A 23,625-nucleotide genomic window follows, 5' to 3' on the forward strand; every position below is an offset into this window, starting at 1 on the left:
TAGGGAGGTTAGTTTAATTTCATATCTACTTCATTTTAAATAAGGCTTTTCGGCATATCGTATTTAATCAGTTTCTTCAAATTGGTCTTTTCCAACTCCACATAGAGGGCATACCCAATCATCTGGAACATCTGCAAAAGCTGTTCCTGGCTCTACTCCATTATCTGGGTCACCTAACTCTGGATCATAAATATAACCACATGCTAGACATAAATATTTTTGCATTATACTCTCTCCTTACATTCTTAAAATTTTTTCTATAAAACCTACTTTAATAATTTTACTTTAAATTTATGTAAACTGTATTACATAATAAGTATGTGTATTAATTATATATCTTATTCATTATATATTATTTTAACTTCTTCTTGTTTCTGCAAAACTAGGTGGTGTTGGATTAAGACTATCGAAGAATCTACCTGGAGTAGATAAAGCAAAGTATAATCTTGGTAAGCGCATTACCACCAGTCTTTTAATTTTTATATTACTAACTTAATCTATAACTTAAGTGTCTTTTTACAGTTTCCTCAAGTAATTACTCAATTGTAATGCTACTTGGTGTTGTAGTATCTGCTTTTGGAATAGCTTTAGTTATTGTAGTAAGAAGAGTTTCAGGAATAACTCCTATTCCACCTATAACTTGAACGTCAGTAGTTGGTTTAAGGTTTGCTTTTAAATAGTCAATAGCATCCTTTGTAGCTTTCTCGTTTTCTGTGCCAACTAATACCAATGGAGCTCCGTATTTACCAGCAAGTGCTGATGCAACTAAAGCGTCTGCAAATCCTTTTTCACCACTTGCATTTGCAATATATGCCTTGTTCCAATCAAGTTCCTTCTCAAATTGCTCTAGCACTTTTCTATTTGTTTCAAATCTGTCAGCTCCACCACCTACTCTTGTTGCTCCTGTTGGAAGAGATTCAAGAGTAGTTTTATCAATTACGGCTTCTGTCGCTACTACAGTTGCTTTCGATTTATTTAAATCAAGAAAATCTTTTACAGGCTTCATTATAGCTGGATCATTTGATCCTAGTAATAATATCTGTCCTTTTGCAGCTGCCACAGGCGCTACAGAAAGAGCATCAGCAAATCCGCCTCCGCCAACCATCATAACATCACTAGCTGAAACTCCAAGCTGACCTACTAATTCCTTAGCAACAGCTAGGTTAGTTTCATATCTATTAGTTCCACTTAGTTCTTTAAGGGTTATATTGCTGCTATTAGAAGCTGTAGTAATTGAACTGCTAGTAGTAGTCTCTGTATAAGTTATTGTTTTTAACTCATCTCTAATAGCTTTAGATACTGAGGCTTCTCCCCCAATAACATACACATTCTCTACTTTTAGGTCTTGAATAGCTGCTTTAGCATCTGGATCAAGTGTACCAGGTGTAGTTAAAAGTATCGGAACTCCTAATTTTTTAGCTAACGCTGACCCGCTTACTGCATCTGCATATCCCTCACCTGATACTAAAACTACATCCTTTGAGGTAGTCCAGTTTTTTGTAGCTAACTCCGCTGCTGTCTTATATCTGGTTGTTCCACTTGTTCTAGTAGCTGTGCCAGCTTGAGCTTTAACAGTTACTGGATTAAGTACTGTTGTTAAAACTAAGCTAAGAAGAGTAGCACTTACTAAGCCAACTTTACTTGTTCTTTTCATTATGAAATCCTCCTCATTTAGTTAAATTGTTATTTTTAAATGCACATAAACAGATTTCTTAGAATCAAGATGAATTCTTGTTATATTTGAAGCTTAGAAACTATTCTCTGAGGGTGTATCTCTCTTTTTCGATCATTCAATAATATAACAACATTATAGTTAATAAATTCTAAAATAGATTTGTGCATATAAATAAATCTTTATATGATTAATTTAACCAGTTACAGTATTATTATTTATAATATTGAAAAGTTTACTACATGATATATTTGGTAAACGTAGAATCATATTTTAAGATAAACATAAAGTATATATTATGAATTTATTGGGAATAATATTTCTAGCTAATGGTATTAATTACATTAGTATGTAGCACAGAGGAGGTAATTATATGAGAATTCCAACTCATATTGGAATTATACCTGATGGAAATAGAAGATGGGCTGTAAGAGAAGGTCTAAATAAAGAACAAGGTTATGGACCCGGATTAAGACCAGGCTTAGAACTGTTTAAAATTTGTAAAGAACTAGGTGTTAAAGAGTTAACCTATTATGGATTCACTACCGATAATACTAAGCGACCATCAGTACAAACTAGGGCCTTTACTATAGCGTGTATAGAAGCAGTCAAAATGCTTTCAAAAGAAGATTCCTCTCTTTTAGTAGTTGGAAATACTAAATCTCCTATGTTCCCCAAAGAATTATTACCTTTCACCGAAAGAAAAATCTTTGGCAGTGGTGATATGAAAGTTAATTTTTTAGTAAATTATGGCTGGGAATGGGATTTAAGTGATGTACTTAATATAGAGACTACTAATAGAAAGTATATCATGAGTAGTTTAAAATCATCAGATATAACTAGAGTAGACTTGATTATAAGATGGGGTGGCAGAAGAAGGCTTAGTGGATTCCTTCCAGTTCAATCTGTGTATTCCGATTTTTACATAATAGATGATTATTGGCCAGATTTTAAACCTTCACACATCCACGATGCACTTAAGTGGTATGAAGAGCAAGATATAACTTTAGGTGGCTAATCTAAAATTATACTTATTATCAAATCTAATTATAATTTTACCTAATATTAGTATTAGTAGCCTTATGTTATTCGATTGAGAAGAACATAAGGCTACAGTTCTCTTCATATAACTTAAGAATTACCAAACTCACTTGCGTAAGCTTTTGGTGATGGTCTTGGAGCTATAACTACAAAACAAGACATATTTTCACTACCATTATTTTTTATACTAAACAATTCTTCGCCAATGCAATGCACTACATCGCCTGTAGAAATATTACTTATTTTTCCATCTACAGTGAGCTCTCCTTTGCCTGCAATTACATAAAGTACTAAGTCACTATCTTCATGTTGGTGTGGAGGAAGTTCTTGACCAGTTTTAAGATTCAAAACGAATGTTAAAACCTTTTCCTCATTAAATAAAATTCTTTTTGTAAATGTACTATCTAAGTAAACCATTTTATCAGCTATTTTCTCAAGTTTCATAAATCTACCCTCCTATAAACTAATTATTTTTAGAATATCCATTTTTCCGTATTATATCCTTTACTTCTCTTACTATTTCTACAATACTATTGTAAGCCTTTAATGTTCCATAGGTCACAATAGGTCTTCCTATACTTACTACCCCTAGGCCTCTTGACGTAAATCCTCCAATTTTCATCCATATATTTACTGTCGGATGAGTATCAACTATACATAGCTCTTCTTCCGAGCCCGATATATTAAAAATATCTTTTATAGCTGATAACACTATATTAGGACTATACTTACGCCCAATAGTATATACCTTCGCTCCAAACTCATCTTCGCCAATATATAGGATATGCCCTAGTTGATTTTTATGTATTTTATCAAACGTTGGTAATGATAGTAATTCACTCTTATCGGGTACTCTATCCATAGGAAGGTTATTAATATGAATATTAGCCGCAGTTGCCGTAGAATGAGCTCCTCCGACATCATGGTAAATTATTATCAAAGAATCACCACCTCATAATAAAAATTAATTGTAAATGAATAACATTATAGCTAATTTAAATTTATGGTTTATACATATAACTATGCTAAAATCATCATTCAAATATAGTATTTAAACTTATTGTTCTACATAAGCATCTGATATATTCCTGTAACCTTTGCATGTAACTACTAAATTTTATTAATTATTCTACTTATAGCTTTTATAAACTTTGAAGATACTAATATATGAAGTGGTACTAAAATAATAATTTATTAAGGAGTGATATGAATGACAAAAGAAACAATTAAAAGCTGTTCTTTTGAGACACCTATTGAAAAACACGAAACTGCCTCTTGGGCAAATATTCAAGAAACAAAACCCGTTTCTAATGTTTCAATTCCTAGCGATGATGAAGTTAGAAACGCTAAAGATTACGTTGATAGTAATGAAAAATAAAAATCTTTTTTATTTATCCGACTAAGAATCAGATGGGGTTATCCCCTCACCTGATTCGAGTCTTAACTTCATCAGAAAAAGTCCCCTATTTACAGGGGACTTTTTTATTAATACTTCATATCTGCTAATCTTCTGTACATTTGATACTTATCTTTTGCATGTAGTTCTGCTGTTGCAAATAATTCTTCAGCGATATCTGGGAATGTGGTTGCTAATGAGCTATATCTTATTTCTCCATTAATAAATTCTCTAAAGGAAGCAGTTGGCTCCTTAGAATCAAGTACAAATGGATTTTTCCCTTCCTCTTTTAACAATGGGTTATATCTATATAAGTGCCAATATCCTGCCTCAACAGCTTTCTTTTGTTCCTTTTGACTAGTACCCATACCTGTTTTAATACCCTGGCTTATACATGGAGAGTATCCTATTATTAATGATGGTCCTTTATATTTTTCAGCCTCAACTATTGCTTTCATTGTATGGTTCATATTTGCTCCCATAGCAATTTGAGCAACATATACATAACCATAACTCATAGCCATTAATCCAAGATCTTTCTTTCTTACCTTTTTACCTGACGCTGCAAATTTTGCAACTGCAGCAGTTGGAGTTGCTTTAGAAGATTGACCACCAGTGTTTGAATATATTTCTGTATCCATTACAAATATATTTACATCTTCTCCAGATGCAAGAACGTGATCTAAACCACCATATCCAATATCATAAGCCCAACCGTCACCACCTATTAACCAGTGAGACTTCTTAATTAAGAAATATTTTTTCTCCATTATTTCCTGCAATATTGGATTAGCATTACAATCTTCAGTTTTTAAGGCTTCTAAAACTCTGGCAGATGCAGCCTTAGATGCTTCTCCATCCTCCTTGCACTTAAGCCATTCATCAAAAGCTTCCCTAATATTATCTTTTGCCTGACCATTCATGTACTGGTTCATTAAATCTGCTATTCTATTTCGCATTTGACCAACTGCTAAATGCATTCCATATCCGAACTCTGCATTATCTTCAAATAATGAGTTACCCCAAGATGGACCTTTTCCTTCAGCATTTACTGTGTATGCTATTGATGGTGAACTTGCACCCCAAATAGAAGAACAACCAGTAGCATTAGCTATCATCATTCTATCACCAAATAATTGAGTAAGAAGTCTTATATATGGAGTTTCTCCACATCCTGGACATGCTCCATTAAACTCTAATAAAGGTCTAGCAAATTGACTTCCTTTTAAAGTCTTCTTATCCATCAAGTGATCTTTATTTGTAACTTTGCTGATTACGTATTCCCAATTATCAGCTTGTGCTTCAATTTCTTGCTCAGCATTCTGCATAACAAGAGCTTTTCCTGGAGCAGGACATACATCCGCACAATTTCCGCACCCTGTACAATCTAATGGAGTTACTTGAATACGGAAGCCTAATCCTTCTAATCCTCTTCCTACAGCTTTCTTAGTTATAAATCCTTCTGGTGCATTTTTCATTTCTTCTTCATCTAATAAGAATGCTCTTATAGTAGCATGAGGACACACATAAGCACATTGATTACATTGTATACACTTTTCAGGTTGCCACTGAGGTACCATTACTGCAATACCTCTCTTTTCATAGGCAGTAGTTCCCATTGGATGTCTTCCATCTTCCCTTCCTTTGAAGGCACTTACTGGAAGTTCATCTCCTTCAGCTCTAGCCATAGGTCTTTGTATACTTTGAACGAAGTCATCATTGCATCCACAATCAGTATTCGATTCTTCAACTTTCATATCCTTCCAAGTATCTGGAACTTTTACTTTTACAAGGGCATCTATTGCTCTATCTACTGCAGCTTTATTCATATCTACTATTTTTTGACCTTTTTTACCGTAGGTCTTTTCAATAGATTCCTTCAAATATCTAATAGCATCCTCAATAGGAATTACCTTAGCTAGCTTGAAGAAGGCAGTTTGCATAATCATATTTATTCTTCCGCCTAATCCTATTTCACTGGCAATTTTTACAGCATCTACAGTGTAGAAGTCAATATTATTCTCAGCAATATACTTCTTAAAAACTCCTGGAAGCTTTTCTTCTAGCTCTTTTTCGTCCCATGGACAGTTCAATACAAATGTACCACCCTTTTTAAGTCCTTTTACAAGGTCGAACTGAAATACAAATGATCTATTATGACATGCAACATAATCTGCATCATAAACTAAATAAGGTGATTTTATTGCTTGCTTTCCAAATCTTAAGTGCGAAACAGTACTTCCTCCTGATTTTTTACTATCATAAGAAAAATATGCCTGAGCATAAAGATCTGTATTATCCCCAATTATCTTAATAGCGGATTTATTAGCTCCTACTGTTCCGTCGGAACCTAGGCCCCAGAATCTACAGCTTATTGTTCCTTCTGGTGTAGTATCTATAATTTCTTCTTCTGGTAGTGAAGTGTTAGTAACATCATCTACTATTCCAATTGTAAATCCATTCTTAGGACTATCTTTCTTTAAATTATTATATACTGAAAGTATTTGTGATGGTCTTGTATCTTTAGAACCTAAACCATATCTTCCACCTACAATTACAGGCTTATCTTCCTTTGTATAGAATAGGCTAGTAACATCAAGGTATAGCGGCTCGCCTAATGAGCCAGGTTCCTTTGTTCTATCTAAAACTGCTATTTTCTTTACACTCTTAGGTAAAACGTCAAAGAAGTATTTTGATGAGAAAGGTCTATATAAGTGTACTTTTATACGTCCTACCTTTTCTCCTTTACTCATAAGATAATCAATTGTTTCATCTATAGTATCACAGACAGACCCCATAGCAACAATTATGTATTCTGCATCACCTGCTCCATAATAGTCAAATGGATGATATACTCTTCCTGTAACTTTTTCTATTTCTCTCATGTAGTTTTCCACTACATCTGGAACAGCTTCAAAAAATCTATTTGAAGCTTCTCTTTGTTGGAAGTATATATCTGGATTTTGCGCAGTTCCTGCTACTGAAGGATGTTCTGGATTTAGTGCTCTATCCCTAAACTCCTTTATAGCTTGGTGATCTACTAGCTTTGCCAAATCTTCATATTCTATAACCTCTATTTTTTGATATTCATGTGAGGTTCTAAATCCATCAAAAAAATGTAAAAATGGCACTCTTGATTTGATAGCAGCAAGATGCGCTACAGGGGCGATATCCATAACTTCTTGCACACTTGAAGAAGCTAAAAGTGCAAATCCAGTTTGTCTAGTAGCCATTACATCTTGGTGATCTCCAAATATAGATAGTGCATGGGTAGCAATCGCACGGGCAGTTACATGGAAAACTGCTGGAAGAAGTTCCCCTGCCATCTTATACATATTAGGTATCATTAGTAACAAACCTTGAGATGCAGTGTAAGTAGTAGTTAAAGCTCCTGCTATAATAGAACCGTGAACTGCTCCAGCAGCTCCTGCTTCTGATTGTAATTCTGAAACTCTAACAGTCTGACCAAATAAATTCTTTTTGCCATGGGCAGCCCAATCATCAGCTATTTCTCCCATTGGTGTTGATGGCGTAATTGGGAATATAGCTGCAACATCTGTAAATGCATATGATGCATGTGTTGCAGCCTGATTCCCATCCATAGTTTTCATAATTTTAGCCATAAGACTAATCCTCCTAACGCTTAGTAAATTTCAGATAATAATTTTTCTCTAACTTATTATTTGAAATAGAAAAATTATCATACATACAAATTAAAAATTTTACTATTTTTATTCGCCAAATTTCTTATACCATTTTAGAACAAATATAATTAAGATTTAAGTACATACTAGTGCTGATCTATTTATTAATAAAATTCTTTATCAATTGATAATCCATATCAAGTTATGACTATTGACTTCATAAGGCTTTTGAGTTATTATATGTTTTGTAATTAATTATCAAATGATAATGTGACAATTCTTTAGGAGGAAATAATAAGTATGGGTGTGAAAACAAAAGCAGCAAGACTTTCAATCTTTTCAAATATAGCTCTTATTATTATGAAGTTATTTGTAGGTATTTTTACTGGTTCCGTAAGCATAATATCTGAAGCGATTCATTCAGCCATGGATTTAGCAGCTGCAATCGTAGCCTTCTTTTCAGTAAGAATATCTGATAAACCTGCTGATGAGAATCATCCTTATGGACATGGTAAGGTTGAAAATATATCTGGCGTTATTGAGGCATTACTTATTTTTGCAGCATCTATATGGATAATAGTAGAAGCAGTTAAAAAGATTATTCATCCCGAAGCTGTGGGTTCTGTAGGACTCGGCTTTATTGTTATGTTTATTTCTGCTGGTGTAAACACTATTGTTTCTAAAAAGTTATATAAAATTGCTAAACAAGAGGATTCAATAGCTTTGGAAGCCGATGCCCTCCATTTAAAAGCTGATGTATATACATCCCTTGGTGTTGGGACCGGTTTATTGCTAATTTGGCTTACAAAATTAAGCTTTTTAGATCCCGTAGTTGCCATATTAGTTGCCATATTTATTCTAAGGGAAGCTTTTCATCTTTTAAAAACAGCTTTTGAACCCCTAATGGATGTAAAGTTGTCTGACAATGAGATAAATATAATAACTAATACTATTTCTAAATATAAATCTCTTTACTGTGACTTTCATGATTTAAGAACAAGGAAAGCCGGGTCTTACAAATATATTGATTTACATATAGTGTTTCCGGAAAATATGACTATAAAGGCTGCTCACGATATATGTGATGAAATAGAACTTGAGCTTGAACAGTCTTTAAAAAACACTAACATTATGATACACATAGAATCCTGTACTCATCGTTGTACATGTTGTAAAGAGGGTTTAATAATACAACCAAAAAAAAGTTAAAAAAGGCTTTTGCAGAGAATCTGCAAAAGCCTTTTAAAATTCACAAATTATTATACTGAATTTAATGCTTTTAATAAGTCATCGAGTTCTAACCCATGGACCTGAGCAGCCTGCTCAAGGGTTTCCGCTTGTGAAGCTGGTCATCCAACGCATCCCATACCAAATGTCATTAAAACTTCAGCATATTTAGGATTTAATCTAACTACTTCTCCAATAGACATATCCTTATTTAGTTTCTCCATATCATGTACCTCTCTTTATTTTTTATATGATGATTATATTAATATTAGTTTCAAAATTATCTTGCCCTAAAGATAAATTATAATACTTTAAACAGGCTTATTTAAAATTACTCAAACTCCTATAAATAAAAACTCCACCTTACTAAAAGGTGGAGTTTAAACTTAATTATACTTTTATTTAGATTATATTATAGTGTATTTAAAGCTCTTAGTAAATTGTCAAGTTCCAATCCGTGAACTTGAGCTGCCTGCTCAAGTGTCTCTGCTTGAGAAGCTGGGCATCCAATACATCCCATACCAAAAGTCATTAATATTTCACCTGCTCTAGGATGTAGTCTAACTATTTCCCCAATTGTCATGTCTTTAGTTACTTTTTCCATATCATTTACCTCTCTTCATTTTATTTGTTATACTAACTTAACATATATTTTCTATTATACATTTATTATATTCTCATTTCATAATAAATTCAATATAGCACTTTAGAGTTCATTAGTTACATTATAGTTACTATGCTCTATTGCCAAGTTTAATATTACTCTCCATATATACCAAGTTTGACAAATGCTAAAAATCCACTTATAGCTTCTACTTATATACTGTATGAAATTAAACGCAAACTTATATTATTATAAATTGATGAGTATAATAAATGTAATGCTATTACACTATTATATTTACATGCTTATACATAAACCTATGGTTAAGTTAACGAATTATTGATAACTTTTTTAGTAAATGCTATAATTAATTAAAATTAAATTATTTAAGTTTAGGTACTCATAAAATATGAGTTGAAAAGGGAAACGAGTTAGAGTCTCGTGCGGTCCCGCCACTGTAATGATGAGTATATTGATATATCATGTCACTTGATATCAGGGAAGACGTCAATATGCAATGAATCAGAGCCAGGAGACCTGCCTAAGCTTTACACTTTTAAAGCTTACGTGGATAAGCTGGTGAACAAATAATATGTTTGTAAACCGTTATCTATTAGATAACGGTTTAATTTATATTTGATTTAAGACTAAAAAACTAAGGAGGAAACTAAATGCCCAAACTAAAAAAATTACTTGCACTATTATTATTCTCTATTTTTATATTGTCTTTATCTGCATGTTCTAATAATAATTCTATAGATAAAAATAATACAAATGAAACTTCACAAGGTACTTCATATCCTTTAAATTTTAAGGATTCCTATAGTAGAGATATTATAATCGATAAAGAACCTCAAAGAATAATATCCGCTGCTCCTAATATAACTGAAATAGTATATGCGCTGGGAAAAGGAGACAAATTAATTGGTAGAACTGATTTCTGTAACTTTCCAGAGGAAGCTAAAAAGGTTCAGTCTATAGGCGGAATTCAAGATGCAAGCATTGAGAAAATAGTTGAATTAAAGCCAGATATAGTTATCGCTTCGTCAATTATTACAAAAGATATTGTTCAAAAACTAGAATCATTAAATATAAAAGTTGTGGTTATAAGTAAAGATGACAGCCTTGAAGGTACTTATGATGTTATAAATCAGGTGGGAGTGGTTTTAAATGCAAATACTAAGTCAATTGAAGTAGTATCTAACATGAAAAAAAGGATTGACACAATTACTCAAAAGGTTAAAGGTGAGGACACTCCGAGTGTGTACTATGCCTTATCCTATGGCAAAGAGGGAGATTTTACTGCTGGTAGAAACACTTTTATTGGTAAGCTTATTGTTATGGCTGGTGGTAGAAATGCTGCAGATGATGCTGATGGTTGGGCTTACAGCCTTGAAAGGCTTATTGAAAAGAATCCTGATATTTTAATATGCTCAAATACAAATAATACTAAATCTGGCATAAAAAACACCAATGGTTACAAGGACTTGACTGCAGTAAAAAATGATAAAATATATGAAATTAATATGGATATCTTAAATAGACAGGGACCTAGACTTGCGGATGGTTTAGAGTCATTAGCTAAAATAATACATCCTGAGGTATTTAAGTAGTTAACCGAAAAGAGGTTTAATTATGTTTTCAATAAGTAAAAAGCATTATAAATTTAAATTTATTACTATATTTATTATACTAATTTCTTTAGTAGTTCTTTGCAGCACCTTAGGTACTGCAAATATATCGTTTTTAGAGTCCTTAAAAATTATATTAAGTCAGCTTCCACTTATAGGACATTTATTTCATATAGAAGCTTATCCATCTACTCATAACTTAATAATACTTAATATAAGATTACCTCGTATTATTCTTTCTGCTATAGTGGGAATGGGCCTATCTATAGTAGGGGCATCTTTTCAAGCAATGTTTAAGAATCCAATGGCAGACCCCTACGTTCTCGGCGTATCTTCTGGTGCAGCACTTGGTGCCGCGATAGCAATTTCGATAGGATTAGAAAACTTCTTTGGCGGGTTAGGATTAGTTACTCTTTCAGCCTTCATTGGAGCTATTCTTACAACTATTATAGTGTATAGTACTGCAAGAGTGGGAAGTAAGGTTCCAACAAATACTCTTCTTCTTGCTGGTATATCCATAAGCTTTCTTTTATCCTCAATGATATCTCTATTGATGGCATTTAATAGACAAAATGTTGAAAAGATAGTATTTTGGATTATGGGAAGTATAACTACTGCTAATTGGGAACAGGTTATTATACTGTTTCCCATTGTATTTATAGGATTTATAGTTCTATTGGCTTTTTCTAGAGATTTAAATATAATGCTTACAGGAGATGACAGCGCAAAAAGTTTAGGTATTGAAGTTGAAACCTTAAAGAGAATAATTTTAATTGTTTCTTCTGTAGTGGTAGCTGCTTGTGTTTCCGTTAGTGGTGTTATTGGCTTCGTAGGGTTAATAATTCCTCACATCATTAGAATGATGATTAGCCCTGACCATAGAATATTAATTCCGTTCTCTGCCATAGGCGGCTCCATTTTTATGATTCTTTCAGACACCCTAGCGAGAACCCTAGTATCTCCTGCTGAAATCCCTGTTGGAGCAATTACTTCATTAATTGGCGCTCCTTACTTTATGTACCTTTTAATAAAAAATAAAAAGAAGGTGTAATAGTTGAAAAGGTCTGAAGTTTACTCAATAGAAGTAAAGAACTTTCATTATAAATATGAAGACAAAACTATTCTTCAGAACATAAGCATTAACTTTGAAAAGAATAAGTTCTATAGTATAATTGGTCCAAATGGCTCAGGTAAAACAACTTTTTTAAAAAATTTATCTAAAGTTCTTGAACCTGAAAAAAATTGTATATTGATAGAAGGTATAGATATTTTAGACTTCAAAAATAAAGATTTAGCTAGAAAAATTTCTACCGTTCCTCAAAATACTATTTTAGACTTTGAATTTTCTGTTTTAGATATAGTCTTAATGGGACGTTCACCATATCTGTCTAGGTTTCAATCTGAAGGAAGTAAAGATTTAGAAATAGCTAAAAATGCTATGGAGATGACAAATACATGGCATCTAAGGGGGAAAAATATATCTTCATTAAGTGGTGGAGAACAGCAACGAGTTCTAATAGCAAGAGCTATTGCACAAGATACTAACATTTTGCTATTAGATGAACCAATCTCCCACTTAGACCTATACCACCAAGTAGAATTACTTGACACAATCAAATTATTGAATAAAAATATTACGGTTGTAGCTGTGCTTCATGATTTAAACTTAGCCGCTCAATATAGTGACCATGTAATATTGCTAAGCCAAGGCGAAATTATAGCAAATGGAACTCCCGAAGAAGTTATAAATAAAAAGAATATCAAAGATATTTATAATATGGATGTATACTTATTAAAACATCCTGAAAATAGTAGACCCCATATTATTCCTGTGAGCAAGTATTCAAAGTTGTCTCAAAATAAAAACGAGTTATACTCAACTTAATGTATAACTCGTTTCTACTATTTTAGTTTTAAAGGAAATCCACAAGCCACTAAATATGCTTCATCACTAAAGCTTCCTATATATTGATTTAAATGTCCTAAAATATCACTAAATATTCTTCCCATTCTATATTCAGGAACTAAACTCCACCCTACTTCATTTGTAACAATAATTATCTTCTTATTATTCTCCTTTGCTGCAATAAGCAGTTTTTCTACTTCTATCTTTATTTTTTTACTTAGTTTCGATATCTCTTCTTGTGATATAGTATCAAAATCATACTCTTCATCAAACATAAAATTGGTAATCATTGTACCTATACACTCTAACATTATATATTCATGATTATCTTCTTTAATTACTTTGTCCAATTCCTTAAATCCCTCATAAGTTCCCCAGTTTGAATTCCTACGCTTCCTGTGATTTTCAATTCTCTTTTCCATTTCTATATCTGTTACTACTGCTGTGGCAATATAAAGTACATCTTCTTTATCCTCTAATAACTTTTCTGCAAAAGTACTTTTACCACTTCTACTTCCTCCAGTAACTAATATTATCTTACCCATATAATCCTCTCCTTAACTATTCACTACTTGAAGCTTAAAAATATAAATATAAATATAACTTAATTAAACTATATATGTATAATATTTAATTTAGTTTCTTATATCTTGTTTCATACTATCTTAAAATTACTGCAATAATAATTAAAGTTAATATTTCTACTAATTCATTATTTGCACCGAGCCCATCTCCACTAATTCCTCCTATTTTACTCTTACAGAAGCTATAGAATACAAAAGTTAATGCTATCGCAAAAACTAATAGAATAATTACATACTTTGGGTTCATAATTAAGGATAAAACTCCAACTGTTATTAATAAACTAATGAATAATTGCAATTTTCCTATATTCCCCACAAATAAGTTTCCCGTTCCATTACTCTTTGCATTTTTACCTATAAGAAATAAAAATACCATAGAAAACCTAGATAAAATCGGCGCAGCCATTATTGCTACTGAAAACCTAGGAACTACAGATGTTAACAATGTATACTTGAATAAAAAATCAAATATAATAGCTATACAAGCATAAGTCCCTATTCTGCTATCCTTCATTATTTCAATTATTTTATCATTACCCTTGAAAGCAAAGAAACCGTCGCAGGTATCGCCTAATCCATCTATATGAAGTGCTCCTGTTATTATTATTCCAACTAGCAATACTACAACAATAGTTGTATTTAGAGGCATGATACTTATGAGAAGTTTATAAGTGCCCCATTGTATTGAGCCTACTATTAGCCCCACAATTGGTAAAAATACAGCCCCTCTTCTAAAGTTCTCTTTTTCACAAGGCAAGTTCATATTAATGGGAATCCTTGTTAAGAATTGAATCATAAGCAATAAGTTTAATATTACATTCTTCACCACAATTTCCTCCTTAATTTCTTTTAATTATGCAGTTAAAATTTAGAGTTGCTTTATACATGAGATATACTGTCTATGTATAAATTTCCGTATTCATATTTTATAATAGTTACATCTCCATTTTTTGAACCAAAGTTCCAAAAAAAATCTAGGTTTCCACCTAGTACATAACAGTACATTGACCTGATAACTCCACTATGAGTTACTATAAGAATATCCTCTTCTTCGCTCTTAAGAATATCATCCATAAAGCCTTTAACTCTACTATAAAATTGTACGTAGCTTTCTCCCTCTGGCGGACAAAAATTCTTCCAATCATCACACCACGCTTTCCATTCTATTGGATAGGTTTCTTTTATTTGCTCATAACCTTTTCCTTCAAACTTTCCAAAGCTTGTCTCATTGATTCTTTTATCTTCGATAATTTCATACTCTTTATTCTCTAACAAAATGGTAACTGTTTGCCTTGCTCTCTTAGCTTCACTTACATAAACTTTCCTAAAGCTGATATCCCTTAACAATTGTCCTACTCCTTCAGCTTGAGACTTTCCTTTACTTGTAAGTTCTACATCTAAACTCCCATAATAAAATTTATTCTTATTATGCTCAGTCTCTCCATGTCTTACAAAATATAAATTCACCAAACTCCCCCCAATCAACTGAGTATTAAATCCTACAATTTTGCCATTTCCTCCTTTTACATTATAATACAATCACCAAAACTTTTCACTTAATAAATAGCTTTAAAAAACATAGACTATACTTGCTTTAATCTATAATCTTCACTCATTACTTTTATATTTTAAATTCATTTAAACAAAAAATACTATAGATAAATTAGATTATACTAAACTTACCTACAGTATTTTTCCTTTTAACTCAAACTCGGTAAAGTTGATCCGCCAAAAGGCATAAGTATTACTTTTGAATCATTTCCAAGTTCCTTGAAAGCAGATTCCACAGCACTCTGCAAATCTCTAAACGGCTCCATAAATATCCTCTTTACAAACTCTGGCTGAAGTTCTGAAACTAAGTAAATCTTAGCTTTTTGTAATATCATTGCAATTGCCGCAGCTTTATGTCCACCTAATTGAAAATTCTTTTTTATTTCTTCAATCATATCTTCAGACTTTTCTGCACTCAACATCCAATTTTCAAAAATTTTTTCCCCTAATCCTTCCTTACAAGAAGCAACTAGTATAATTATTCCCCCTTCTTTTACTGCATGTTTGGAGTTATCTAATGCCTTTTGTGCTTGGTATAAATTTATATCCTTTGGATACCCACCAGGAGTTGTGATAACAATGTCAGCTTTTTCTTTTATTTGTATCCTATAAAAACTATCTAAAAACTCACAACCTGCTCTATGTGCTTTTATATAGTGACCTGCTACAGCTTTAATTATTTGTTTACTACTATCTAATACTACGTTTAATATAAAATCTATAGGTACAAATTTTTCAACTGCATCTATATCTAGTCTCACAGGATTTGTTTTTAGGTTTCCTGTCCTTGCTTCTTCCTCTACCATTTTGCTATGATTTGCTTGAATAGCAGCCCTCGTTGAAACTCCAGGCATTATTGCTTTTGCGCCACCACTATATCCTGCAAAATAATGATATTCAATATTACCTAAGCAGATTCTTCTATCAGCCTCTGCAACTACTTTATTTATGTCTACAGGAGTTCCATTTGCAGTTACCCCAAGATGTACAAATTCTGTTGAATTGCTATCTATACAACTTATTTTGCCATAAACTTCTTCTCCAACAAGGTATTTCTTTTCATCTTCTGTATGTGCTCTATGGCTTCCAAGCGCAAATACTATTGTAATGTCTTCATCTTTAATTCCAGCCTCATTTAATTCTTCTATAACTGTTGGTAGAACTACTTTACTTGGCATAGGTCTTGTTATATCACTAGTAACTATTACTATTTTCTCCCCACTCTTAACTATACCTCTTAATCTTTCTGAAGCAATAGGATTTTCCATAGCCCTCCTTACTTCTTCTACACCTGTCAATTCTAGTTCAACCTCATTAGGTTTCAAAACCTCTAGCAAATTGCCATCACTTATATTAAAATTCATTTTTCCTTTTGCAAAGCCAAGACTATACTCCATTATTATTCTCTCCCCTATATTTATTTAAAAATAAACAGTAGAGTCAGACTTAAATTTTGTCTAATTCTACTGTTTTAATTTAGTTTTTAGATTCTCCTACTCAACTATCTTTATTGGTTTGCCTTCTTCATAAGACTTTTTAGCAGCCATAGCAATTATTACTGGTTTTAGACCATCTATTCCTTCGATAGGAGTTGGAGTATCATTTTTTACTGCATTAAAGAACTGTCTTAATTCTTCTACAAATGAGTCCTTGTATCTTTCTAAGAAGAAATACTTAGGTTTATCGGAAAATACCCCTTCTGCAGTGCTAAGTACTGCTGAGGATGGAGTATCATTACTTACAGTTACTCCTCCCTTTGATCCAAATACTTCAACTCTTTGATCATATCCATAAACTGCTTTTCTGCTGTTATCTATAACTCCTATAGCACCATTTGCAAATTTTAAGTTTATTAGAGCCGTATCCACATCTCCTGCTTCTCCAATGGCCGGATCAACAAGTACTGCTGCATTTGTGTAAACTTCAACTACCTCACTTCCAGCTAGATATCTTACCATGTCAAAATCATGAATAGTCATATCAAGGAACATTCCACCTGAAGTCTTAACATACTCTGCTGATGGTGGTTCAGGATCTCTTGATGTAACTTTGATAATTTGAGGTTCCCCAATCTTTCCCTCATTAATTAATTCACGTACTTTTAAGAAATTATGGTCAAATCTTCTATTAAATCCTACCTGGAACTTAACTCCTGCCTTTTTCACAGCCTCTAAGGTAGAACCTATTCTCTCTAAATCATAATCAACAGGTTTTTCACAGAAAATATTCTTTCCAGCGTTAGCTGCTTCTATTGAGATAATGGAATGTGTATTAGTAGATGAACATACAAGAACTGCATTTATTTCATCATCCTTTAATATATCGTGATAATCTGTATATACATTTTCAATTCCTAAGTTATTAGCCCATTCTTTAATATTATCTACATATACGTCTGCAATTGATTTTACCTTTACATCCACAAAATTATTAACTACATTTTCTGCATGTAACTTTCCTATTCTTCCAGCACCTATAATTCCTAAAACAATTTTATTTGACATAATTAATCTCCCCTATCTTCACTTTAAATTAGTTCATTTTTCTATAAATCTGTCTTTTCTCTTATGAATCTTCTTGCTTTAATTGCGTACTCTAATGGATTTGCTTTGGCAGGGTCTTGCTCTGCTTCAACTACAAACCAACCTTCATATTTGTTATCATCTAAAATCTTAAATAATGAATCATAATTTATCATTCCATCACCTGGAACAGTAAACACTCCCGATTTAACTGCATTTAAGAAACTCAGTTCTTCAATTTTTACTCTATCTAAAATATCTTTTCTTATATCTTTTAAATGTACATGCTTTATTCTATTTATATATTTTCTCAATACTACTTCTGGATCTACTTCTGAGAAAGTAAGATGTCCTGTATCGAAAAGAAGATATACTAAACTGTCATCTGTCATCTCCATTAATCTATCTATTTCTTCTAAGGTTTGTACCCCTGTTCCCATATGATGATGATAAACTATCTTCATATTCTTTTCCGCTGCAAGTCTTCCAAGCTCCTCCAATCCTCTTGCAAGCTTACTCCATTCTTCATCAGTAAAGTATGGTTTCTTACTTAAAACAGGGGTATCCATCAAACCTTGTACACTATGTCCTTGTTCTGCTACAACTATTACCTCTGCTCCCATCGCATGTAGAAAATCTCTATGTTCTATAAAAGCTTTTGCAGTTTCTTCAAAAGGCTTAGTAGTTAAAAATGAACTAAACCAAGCACTTGCAATTCTTATTCCTCTTAGTTCTAAAGCTCTTTTTAGAACTTCAATAGTTCTAGGATATTTATTCCCTACTTCACTTCCTGTAAAGCCAGCAAGAGCCATTTCACTTACACATTGTTCAAAAGTATTTTCACCTCCAAGCTCCGGCATATCATCATTAGTCCAAGCTATTGGAGCTATTCCAAGTTTCACTTTATTTTTATCTAACATAATTATTCCTCCATAATGATCTATTAATGTTTAACCCTATTAATCCATCAAATTTATTATTAAAGAAGCTAATTCCTCATGCATAATCTATTAAAATTTAATACTGTCTAGCCTTTTTTATATTCTCTTCTAATTCCTTACGAGCTTCTTTTATACTTTCTTTATTTGATACTTCTGCAACACCTGCTCGCCACCAAGAATCATAATCATGTGTCATGGTCTTTGGTAGAACCTTAATGTCAATTAAAGTAGAAACTGTTTGTTTCTTAGAATCTTCTATAGCCGCTCTTAGTTCCTCCACTGTTTTAACAGTATATGTCTTGCACCCATATGCAGCAGCACTCATGGCAAAGTCTATTGGAACTAAGCCTCCATCTAGCTTACCTGTTTCCTCATTTCTAAATCTGAACTCAGTACCAAAGCTTCCCATGCCCTTACCCATCTGCAAATTATTTATGCACCCGAAAGCCATATTATCAAATACTATAACATTTATTTTCTTTCTTTCTTGTATAGATGTTGGTATCTCTGAATGAAGCATCATATAAGAACCGTCACCTAGTAACGTATATACTTCTCTATGTGGAGCTGCAAATTTAGCCCCTAGTGATGCATTTACTTCATACCCCATGCAAGAATATCCGTATTCCATATGATATGTGTTTGGTTCTTTTGCTCTCCAAACCCTTTGTAAATCTCCTGGTAAACTTCCTGACGATCCAACAACTATTGCATTATCATCTAACATTTCATCAAGAACTCCTAATACTCTTGTTTGAGTTAAGCATGCTCCTGTTTGCTTTGTAAATTCATCTAATACATGATCTAGATGTCCAGCTACCTCTGGTTTAAATCCTTCTCCTGCATATTCTAAATTAAATAACCTATCTAGTTCTTTTTCCCATTTATCTTTAGCATTCCTTATTTCTTCTTTATATGACGACTTATACTCTACTTTTTTTAACTCCTCGGCTACAGCTTCTAAAGCAACTTTAGCATCTGCTGTAACATTAACCGCATCTAACTTATAAGAATCAAATTCAGCTACATTTATGTTTAGAAATTGTACTTCTGGATTTTGGAATAGCCATTTAGATGATGTTGTAAAGTCTGTATATCTAGTTCCTACTCCAATTACAAGATCTGCATCTTTAGCGATAGTATTTGCTGCTAAGTTTCCTGTTGCTCCTATTCCACCTAAATTTAATTGATGATTCCAAACTATTGCACTTTTACCCGCTTGCGTTTCTCCAAATGGAATATTGAATCTTTCAGCAAAATTTCTAAGTGCTTCCGCTGCTTCAGAGTATCTAACCCCTCCTCCGCATATCAGTATAGGCTTTTTCTTCTTAGAAATTAAATCTACTGCCTCTCTAATCATTTCTCTAGTCGCAGGTCTTCTTTCTATTCTGTGAATCCTCTTTTTAAAAAAATATTCTGGATAATCATAAGCTTCCCCCTGAACATCTTGAGGTAATGCTAATGTAACAGCCCCTGTATCCGCAGGATCGGTTAATACTCTCATAGCATTTATAGCTGCTGCCATTAATTGCTCTGGTCTACTTATTCTATCCCAATACTTGCTTACAGCTTTAAAAGCATCATTTGTGCTTATAGTTAAATCATGAAAATGTTCTACTTGCTGAAGCACTGGATCTGGTTGCCTCGTTGCATATACATCTCCTGGGAGGAATAATACGGGAATTCTATTTGCTGTTGCAGTAGCTGCTGCTGTTACCATATTTGCGGCTCCTGGTCCTACAGAAGATGTGCAAGCATATATTTGTTTTCTATGCATTTGTTTAGCAAACCCCATGGCTACATGTCCTATCCCTTGCTCATTTCTTCCTTGATGAACTACTAATTCTCCAGAATCTTGCTCTAGTGCCTGACCTAACCCAAGCACATTTCCATGTCCAAAGATTGTAAGTACCCCTTTAACAAACTTATTTACGCTGCCATCAAACTCTATATATTGGTTATCCAAAAACTTAATGAGAGCTTGAGCCATTGTAAGTCTTATGGTTTTCATGCTTTCACCCCTATCCGAATTTATATTTTTTATCTGTCCGGCCAAATCTTGGCGTCTTTTTCTGTAACCCATAAGTGTTCTGGAACAAAAGTTGGTGTTATATATGGATCTCCATCTATATGCCTTATAACCCAGATGTAATACATTGCATATCCTGGTGCTGTTGTTTGAGGATGTGTTGCATTATTTAATATTTTTACTGTATCATTATTTCTTAGTTTAACAACATCTTCTCCTAGTTCACAAAATCCGTATCCCTGTTCAGGATTGAATTTATAAAAATATATTTCTGGCTGTGGGTGATAATGTGGTGGATAGCTTGACCATTTACCTGGATAATCTATAACTTCACCTATAACTAAATTTGAATATTTAGCATTTGAGTAATCAAATACAGTTCTTACAATTCTTGTAGAAGCCTCTTTCATGGTTCCAGCTCCACGGTTCTCACTTGCACACTCCTTATTTGTATATAGTTTTGACTCAAATACAGTGTTATTTGTTGTCTTTGTAACGCTGATTTCTGTATCTACAGAAATCCCAGTAATTTTTACTTCTACATCCTTTGGTACATGTAGTACCCATGGCTCTTCATCAAAACATGAATTTCTTAAAGCGGTTTCCTTTTTACCTTCATATTCAAAAACTACTTCACCCTTTATTAAAAGAAATGCTCTTTCCTTGCTGTCTTTATCTATTCCAACCTGACCTTCAGCAAGTCTTAATATGCCAAAGTCCATCATGGTATTATCTTCTACTTCATTCATTGTTGTTATAGCATTGTAGCCATATTTAAAAGACTCATCTTGTCTTATTCTTAACATTTTTAGTCACCTCTCCATAACCATTTAAATTTATTTATAGATATACAACCTCAAAATACTAATTCTTCCTACAAGCAAAAACTTGTTTGTTTTAACCTACGCTAAAATCTATTAAATTTAGCTATAGTTTTCAATATCTATGTATCCTTTGTTATAGCCACTAAAACCCTTAATAGATTACTTAACTTTTCTCTCTAATACTCTCTTAACCTTTGATATTATGTTATCAACAGTTAAACCATACTGTTCCTTTAAATAATCTACTGGGCCGACTTGACCAAATCTATCCTCTACCCCTACTCTTTCAAGTGGTACAAGTTCATTTTCAGCTATAATTTCTGCTACTGATGATCCCAAACCATTCAAAATACTGTGATTTTCAACTGTTACAATAGCACCAGTTTCTTTTGCACATTTTATTATTGCCTCTTTATCTATAGGCTTAAGAGTGAACATATTCTGAACTCTAACTGAGATACCTTCTGTTTCCAGCTGTTCTGCAGCTTTTAATGACTCATCCACCATTATTCCCGTAGCAAAAATTGTTACATCTTTTCCATCTTTTAATGGTATAGCTTTTCCTATTTCAAATTTAGAGCCTTCTTCATAAACCTTTACTGCATTCTTTCTTAAAAGCCTTGTATAAAAAACTCCATATTTATCTGATATTTGTTCTATAACATCTTTTAGCATTACACTATCTACAGGTTCAATGATTGTTATATTAGGTATATTTCTAAGAATTCCCATGTCTTCAAAAGGCATATGAGTTCCGCCATTGAATGCAGCCGTAACTCCAGGGTCACTACCTGTAATTTTTACGTTTAATTTTGAATATCCACAAGATAAAAATATCTGGTCATAGCATCTTCTTGTAGCAAATGGTCCAAAGCTGTGAGCAAAAGGAATTAGTCCTACTGCAGACATTCCCGCTGCTGTCCCTATCATGTTTGCTTCTTGAATACCCACATTAAAGGTTCTTTCAGGATAAGCCTTTCCAAAAGGTGCCATTCCCATAGAACTCATTAAATCTGCATCAAGTACAACTATATTTTCATTTTTATCTGCAAGTTCCATTAAAGTCTTACAATACATATCTCTCATTGCAATTTTTTCAGTTTCTCTTTTCTCAGTTAATTTTATACTCATTATTTCACCACCTCTTCAAGTTTCTTTTGAAGTACCTCTAAAGCTTTATTCATTTGCTCTTCACTTACTGTAATGTGGTGATTATTTGGTACTCCCTCTGCAAGACAATACCCTTTCCCTTTAACAGTATTAAGTACTATAACTGAAGGCTTTCCTTTATTTTCTTTAGCCTTTAATACTGCCTCATATATTTCCTCAACATTGTGACCATCTATTCCCTGACTGAACCACCCAAAGCTTTCAAACTTCGATTTTATATCTCCCATATCATTAATATCCTTTGTAAACCCATCAAGCTGCTGCTTATTATAGTCTACAAAAGCTATAAGGTGATCAACTTTCTGATGTGCAGCACACATTACTGCTTCCCAAACTTGTCCCTCCTGAAGTTCTCCATCTCCAAGTATTAAATAAGTATAATTGTCCTTGCCCTTTAACCTGTTTCCTATAGCTACCCCTAATGCTGTTGATGCCCCCTGTCCAAGTGAACCTGTTGTCATATCAATTCCTGTAGTAAGATTTCTATCGCAATGGCTTGGAAAATGGGTTCCTGGCTTATTTAATGTAAGTAAATCTTCCTTTGGAAAATACCCTTTTAAAGCCAGTGCAGAATATATTGCTGGTCCAGCATGTCCCTTAGAACATACAAGCCAATCCCTATCTTCCCATCCTGGATTATTAGGATCTATCTTCATCACCTCACCATAAAGCACTGCAACAGTATCTGCTACTGACATAGCTCCCCCCATATGTCCAAACCCCAAAGTACCAATTGCCCTTACAGTCTCAATTCTTATATCAAGAGCCAGTTTCTCAAGCTCTCTTTTCCTATCTATGCTTAACATAACGCACCTCCAACTTCCTTTACACCCACAAGATTGTAAAACTTTACTAACTAGCTACGTATGTTAGTTAAGTTCAA

The 23,625-nt window shown here is 33.1% G+C and carries 23 protein-coding genes and 1 riboswitch; of the genes, 6 read left to right on the forward strand and 17 right to left on the reverse strand.

Annotation, left to right across the window (positions count from 1 at the left end; translation table 11 throughout):
- Positions 1-63 precede the first annotated feature (63 nt).
- Entirely contained in the window at positions 64-225 is a 162-nt protein-coding gene (gene rd / locus AC0N0V_RS21110) for a rubredoxin (RefSeq protein ID WP_474460835.1), read from the reverse strand.
- Positions 226-535: 310 nt separating this feature from the next.
- A complete protein-coding gene (locus tag AC0N0V_RS21115; protein ID WP_474460836.1) occupies positions 536-1,654 on the reverse strand; it encodes a cell wall-binding repeat-containing protein in 1,119 nt (372 codons plus the stop codon).
- Between the two features lie 391 nt (positions 1,655-2,045).
- Between AC0N0V_RS21115 and AC0N0V_RS21120 the strand changes: the two genes are divergently transcribed.
- Positions 2,046-2,690: an undecaprenyl diphosphate synthase family protein gene (locus AC0N0V_RS21120; RefSeq protein ID WP_474460838.1), complete on the forward strand. Its 645-nt coding sequence runs from the start codon at positions 2,046-2,048 to the stop codon at positions 2,688-2,690.
- A gap of 113 nt (positions 2,691-2,803) precedes the next feature.
- Here the strand turns inward: AC0N0V_RS21120 and AC0N0V_RS21125 are convergent, their stop codons facing one another.
- Complete coding sequence (locus AC0N0V_RS21125) at positions 2,804-3,157, reverse strand: cupin domain-containing protein (protein ID WP_474460840.1); 354 nt, start codon at positions 3,155-3,157, stop codon at positions 2,804-2,806.
- A 19-nt stretch (positions 3,158-3,176) separates the two neighbouring features.
- Positions 3,177-3,653: a DUF3189 family protein gene (locus AC0N0V_RS21130; RefSeq protein WP_474460842.1), complete on the reverse strand. Its 477-nt coding sequence runs from the start codon at positions 3,651-3,653 to the stop codon at positions 3,177-3,179.
- Positions 3,654-3,923: 270 nt separating this feature from the next.
- Between AC0N0V_RS21130 and AC0N0V_RS21135 the strand changes: the two genes are divergently transcribed.
- The gene (locus AC0N0V_RS21135) at positions 3,924-4,091 is read left to right on the forward strand and encodes a CDIF630_02480 family spore surface protein (RefSeq protein ID WP_474460843.1); all 168 of its coding nucleotides are present in this window, start codon (positions 3,924-3,926) and stop codon (positions 4,089-4,091) included.
- 107 nt (positions 4,092-4,198) lie between these two features.
- Here AC0N0V_RS21135 and nifJ read toward each other — a convergent pair whose 3' ends face one another.
- Positions 4,199-7,732: a pyruvate:ferredoxin (flavodoxin) oxidoreductase gene (gene nifJ, locus AC0N0V_RS21140; protein WP_474460846.1), complete on the reverse strand. Its 3,534-nt coding sequence runs from the start codon at positions 7,730-7,732 to the stop codon at positions 4,199-4,201.
- 321 nt (positions 7,733-8,053) lie between these two features.
- Here nifJ and AC0N0V_RS21145 point away from each other — a divergent pair, with 321 nt between their 5' ends.
- The gene (locus AC0N0V_RS21145; RefSeq protein ID WP_474460848.1) at positions 8,054-8,962 is read left to right on the forward strand and encodes a cation diffusion facilitator family transporter; all 909 of its coding nucleotides are present in this window, start codon (positions 8,054-8,056) and stop codon (positions 8,960-8,962) included.
- Between the two features lie 50 nt (positions 8,963-9,012).
- On the opposite strand, the gene AC0N0V_RS21150 is transcribed toward AC0N0V_RS21145, so the two are convergent.
- A complete protein-coding gene (locus AC0N0V_RS21150) occupies positions 9,013-9,204 on the reverse strand; it encodes a DUF1858 domain-containing protein (RefSeq protein ID WP_474460850.1) in 192 nt (63 codons plus the stop codon).
- A gap of 188 nt (positions 9,205-9,392) precedes the next feature.
- Positions 9,393-9,584: a DUF1858 domain-containing protein gene (locus AC0N0V_RS21155; protein WP_474460851.1), complete on the reverse strand. Its 192-nt coding sequence runs from the start codon at positions 9,582-9,584 to the stop codon at positions 9,393-9,395.
- Between the two features lie 377 nt (positions 9,585-9,961).
- A riboswitch (cobalamin riboswitch) is annotated at positions 9,962-10,143 on the forward strand.
- A 112-nt stretch (positions 10,144-10,255) separates the two neighbouring features.
- Between AC0N0V_RS21155 and AC0N0V_RS21160 the strand changes: the two genes are divergently transcribed.
- From AC0N0V_RS21160 to AC0N0V_RS21170, 3 genes are read left to right on the forward strand one after another with little or no spacing between them, the layout of a single operon-like run.
- Positions 10,256-11,197, forward strand: a complete 942-nt coding sequence (locus AC0N0V_RS21160) for an ABC transporter substrate-binding protein (protein ID WP_474460853.1) — start codon at positions 10,256-10,258, stop codon at positions 11,195-11,197.
- Between the two features lie 22 nt (positions 11,198-11,219).
- Positions 11,220-12,266, forward strand: coding sequence for a FecCD family ABC transporter permease (locus AC0N0V_RS21165; protein ID WP_474460854.1), 1,047 nt, complete (start codon positions 11,220-11,222; stop codon positions 12,264-12,266).
- Positions 12,267-12,269: 3 nt separating this feature from the next.
- Positions 12,270-13,100 carry an ABC transporter ATP-binding protein gene (locus AC0N0V_RS21170; protein WP_474460856.1) on the forward strand — a complete coding sequence of 277 codons (831 nt, stop codon included), beginning with the start codon at positions 12,270-12,272 and terminating at the stop codon, positions 13,098-13,100.
- Between the two features lie 17 nt (positions 13,101-13,117).
- Here the strand turns inward: AC0N0V_RS21170 and cobU are convergent, their stop codons facing one another.
- From cobU to AC0N0V_RS21220, 10 genes are all read right to left on the reverse strand, one after another.
- Positions 13,118-13,666: a bifunctional adenosylcobinamide kinase/adenosylcobinamide-phosphate guanylyltransferase gene (gene cobU, locus AC0N0V_RS21175; RefSeq protein ID WP_474460858.1), complete on the reverse strand. Its 549-nt coding sequence runs from the start codon at positions 13,664-13,666 to the stop codon at positions 13,118-13,120.
- Positions 13,667-13,781: 115 nt separating this feature from the next.
- Positions 13,782-14,531, reverse strand: a complete 750-nt coding sequence (cobS, locus tag AC0N0V_RS21180; protein ID WP_474460861.1) for an adenosylcobinamide-GDP ribazoletransferase — start codon at positions 14,529-14,531, stop codon at positions 13,782-13,784.
- Between the two features lie 53 nt (positions 14,532-14,584).
- Complete coding sequence (cobC, locus tag AC0N0V_RS21185; protein ID WP_474460863.1) at positions 14,585-15,172, reverse strand: alpha-ribazole phosphatase; 588 nt, start codon at positions 15,170-15,172, stop codon at positions 14,585-14,587.
- Positions 15,173-15,405: 233 nt separating this feature from the next.
- On the reverse strand, positions 15,406-16,653 hold the full coding sequence (gene larAH6 / locus AC0N0V_RS21190; RefSeq protein ID WP_474460864.1) for a nickel-dependent malate racemase, LarAH6 family: 1,248 nt from the start codon (positions 16,651-16,653) through the stop codon (positions 15,406-15,408).
- 96 nt (positions 16,654-16,749) lie between these two features.
- The gene (iolG, locus tag AC0N0V_RS21195) at positions 16,750-17,760 is read right to left on the reverse strand and encodes an inositol 2-dehydrogenase (protein WP_474460866.1); all 1,011 of its coding nucleotides are present in this window, start codon (positions 17,758-17,760) and stop codon (positions 16,750-16,752) included.
- Positions 17,761-17,801: 41 nt separating this feature from the next.
- A complete protein-coding gene (gene iolE / locus AC0N0V_RS21200) occupies positions 17,802-18,698 on the reverse strand; it encodes a myo-inosose-2 dehydratase (RefSeq protein WP_474460868.1) in 897 nt (298 codons plus the stop codon).
- A gap of 97 nt (positions 18,699-18,795) precedes the next feature.
- Positions 18,796-20,730, reverse strand: a complete 1,935-nt coding sequence (iolD, locus tag AC0N0V_RS21205) for a 3D-(3,5/4)-trihydroxycyclohexane-1,2-dione acylhydrolase (decyclizing) (RefSeq protein ID WP_474460870.1) — start codon at positions 20,728-20,730, stop codon at positions 18,796-18,798.
- Positions 20,731-20,759: 29 nt separating this feature from the next.
- Positions 20,760-21,554, reverse strand: coding sequence for a 5-deoxy-glucuronate isomerase (locus AC0N0V_RS21210; protein ID WP_474460871.1), 795 nt, complete (start codon positions 21,552-21,554; stop codon positions 20,760-20,762).
- 177 nt (positions 21,555-21,731) lie between these two features.
- Positions 21,732-22,703: a transketolase family protein gene (locus AC0N0V_RS21215; RefSeq protein ID WP_474460873.1), complete on the reverse strand. Its 972-nt coding sequence runs from the start codon at positions 22,701-22,703 to the stop codon at positions 21,732-21,734.
- On the reverse strand, positions 22,703-23,548 hold the full coding sequence (locus AC0N0V_RS21220) for a transketolase (RefSeq protein WP_474460874.1): 846 nt from the start codon (positions 23,546-23,548) through the stop codon (positions 22,703-22,705). Before AC0N0V_RS21220 ends, AC0N0V_RS21215 begins: the two co-directional genes overlap by 1 nt.
- Positions 23,549-23,625 lie beyond the last annotated feature (77 nt).

The sequence above is a fragment of the Clostridium sp. CS1-1 genome, assembly GCF_056135525.1.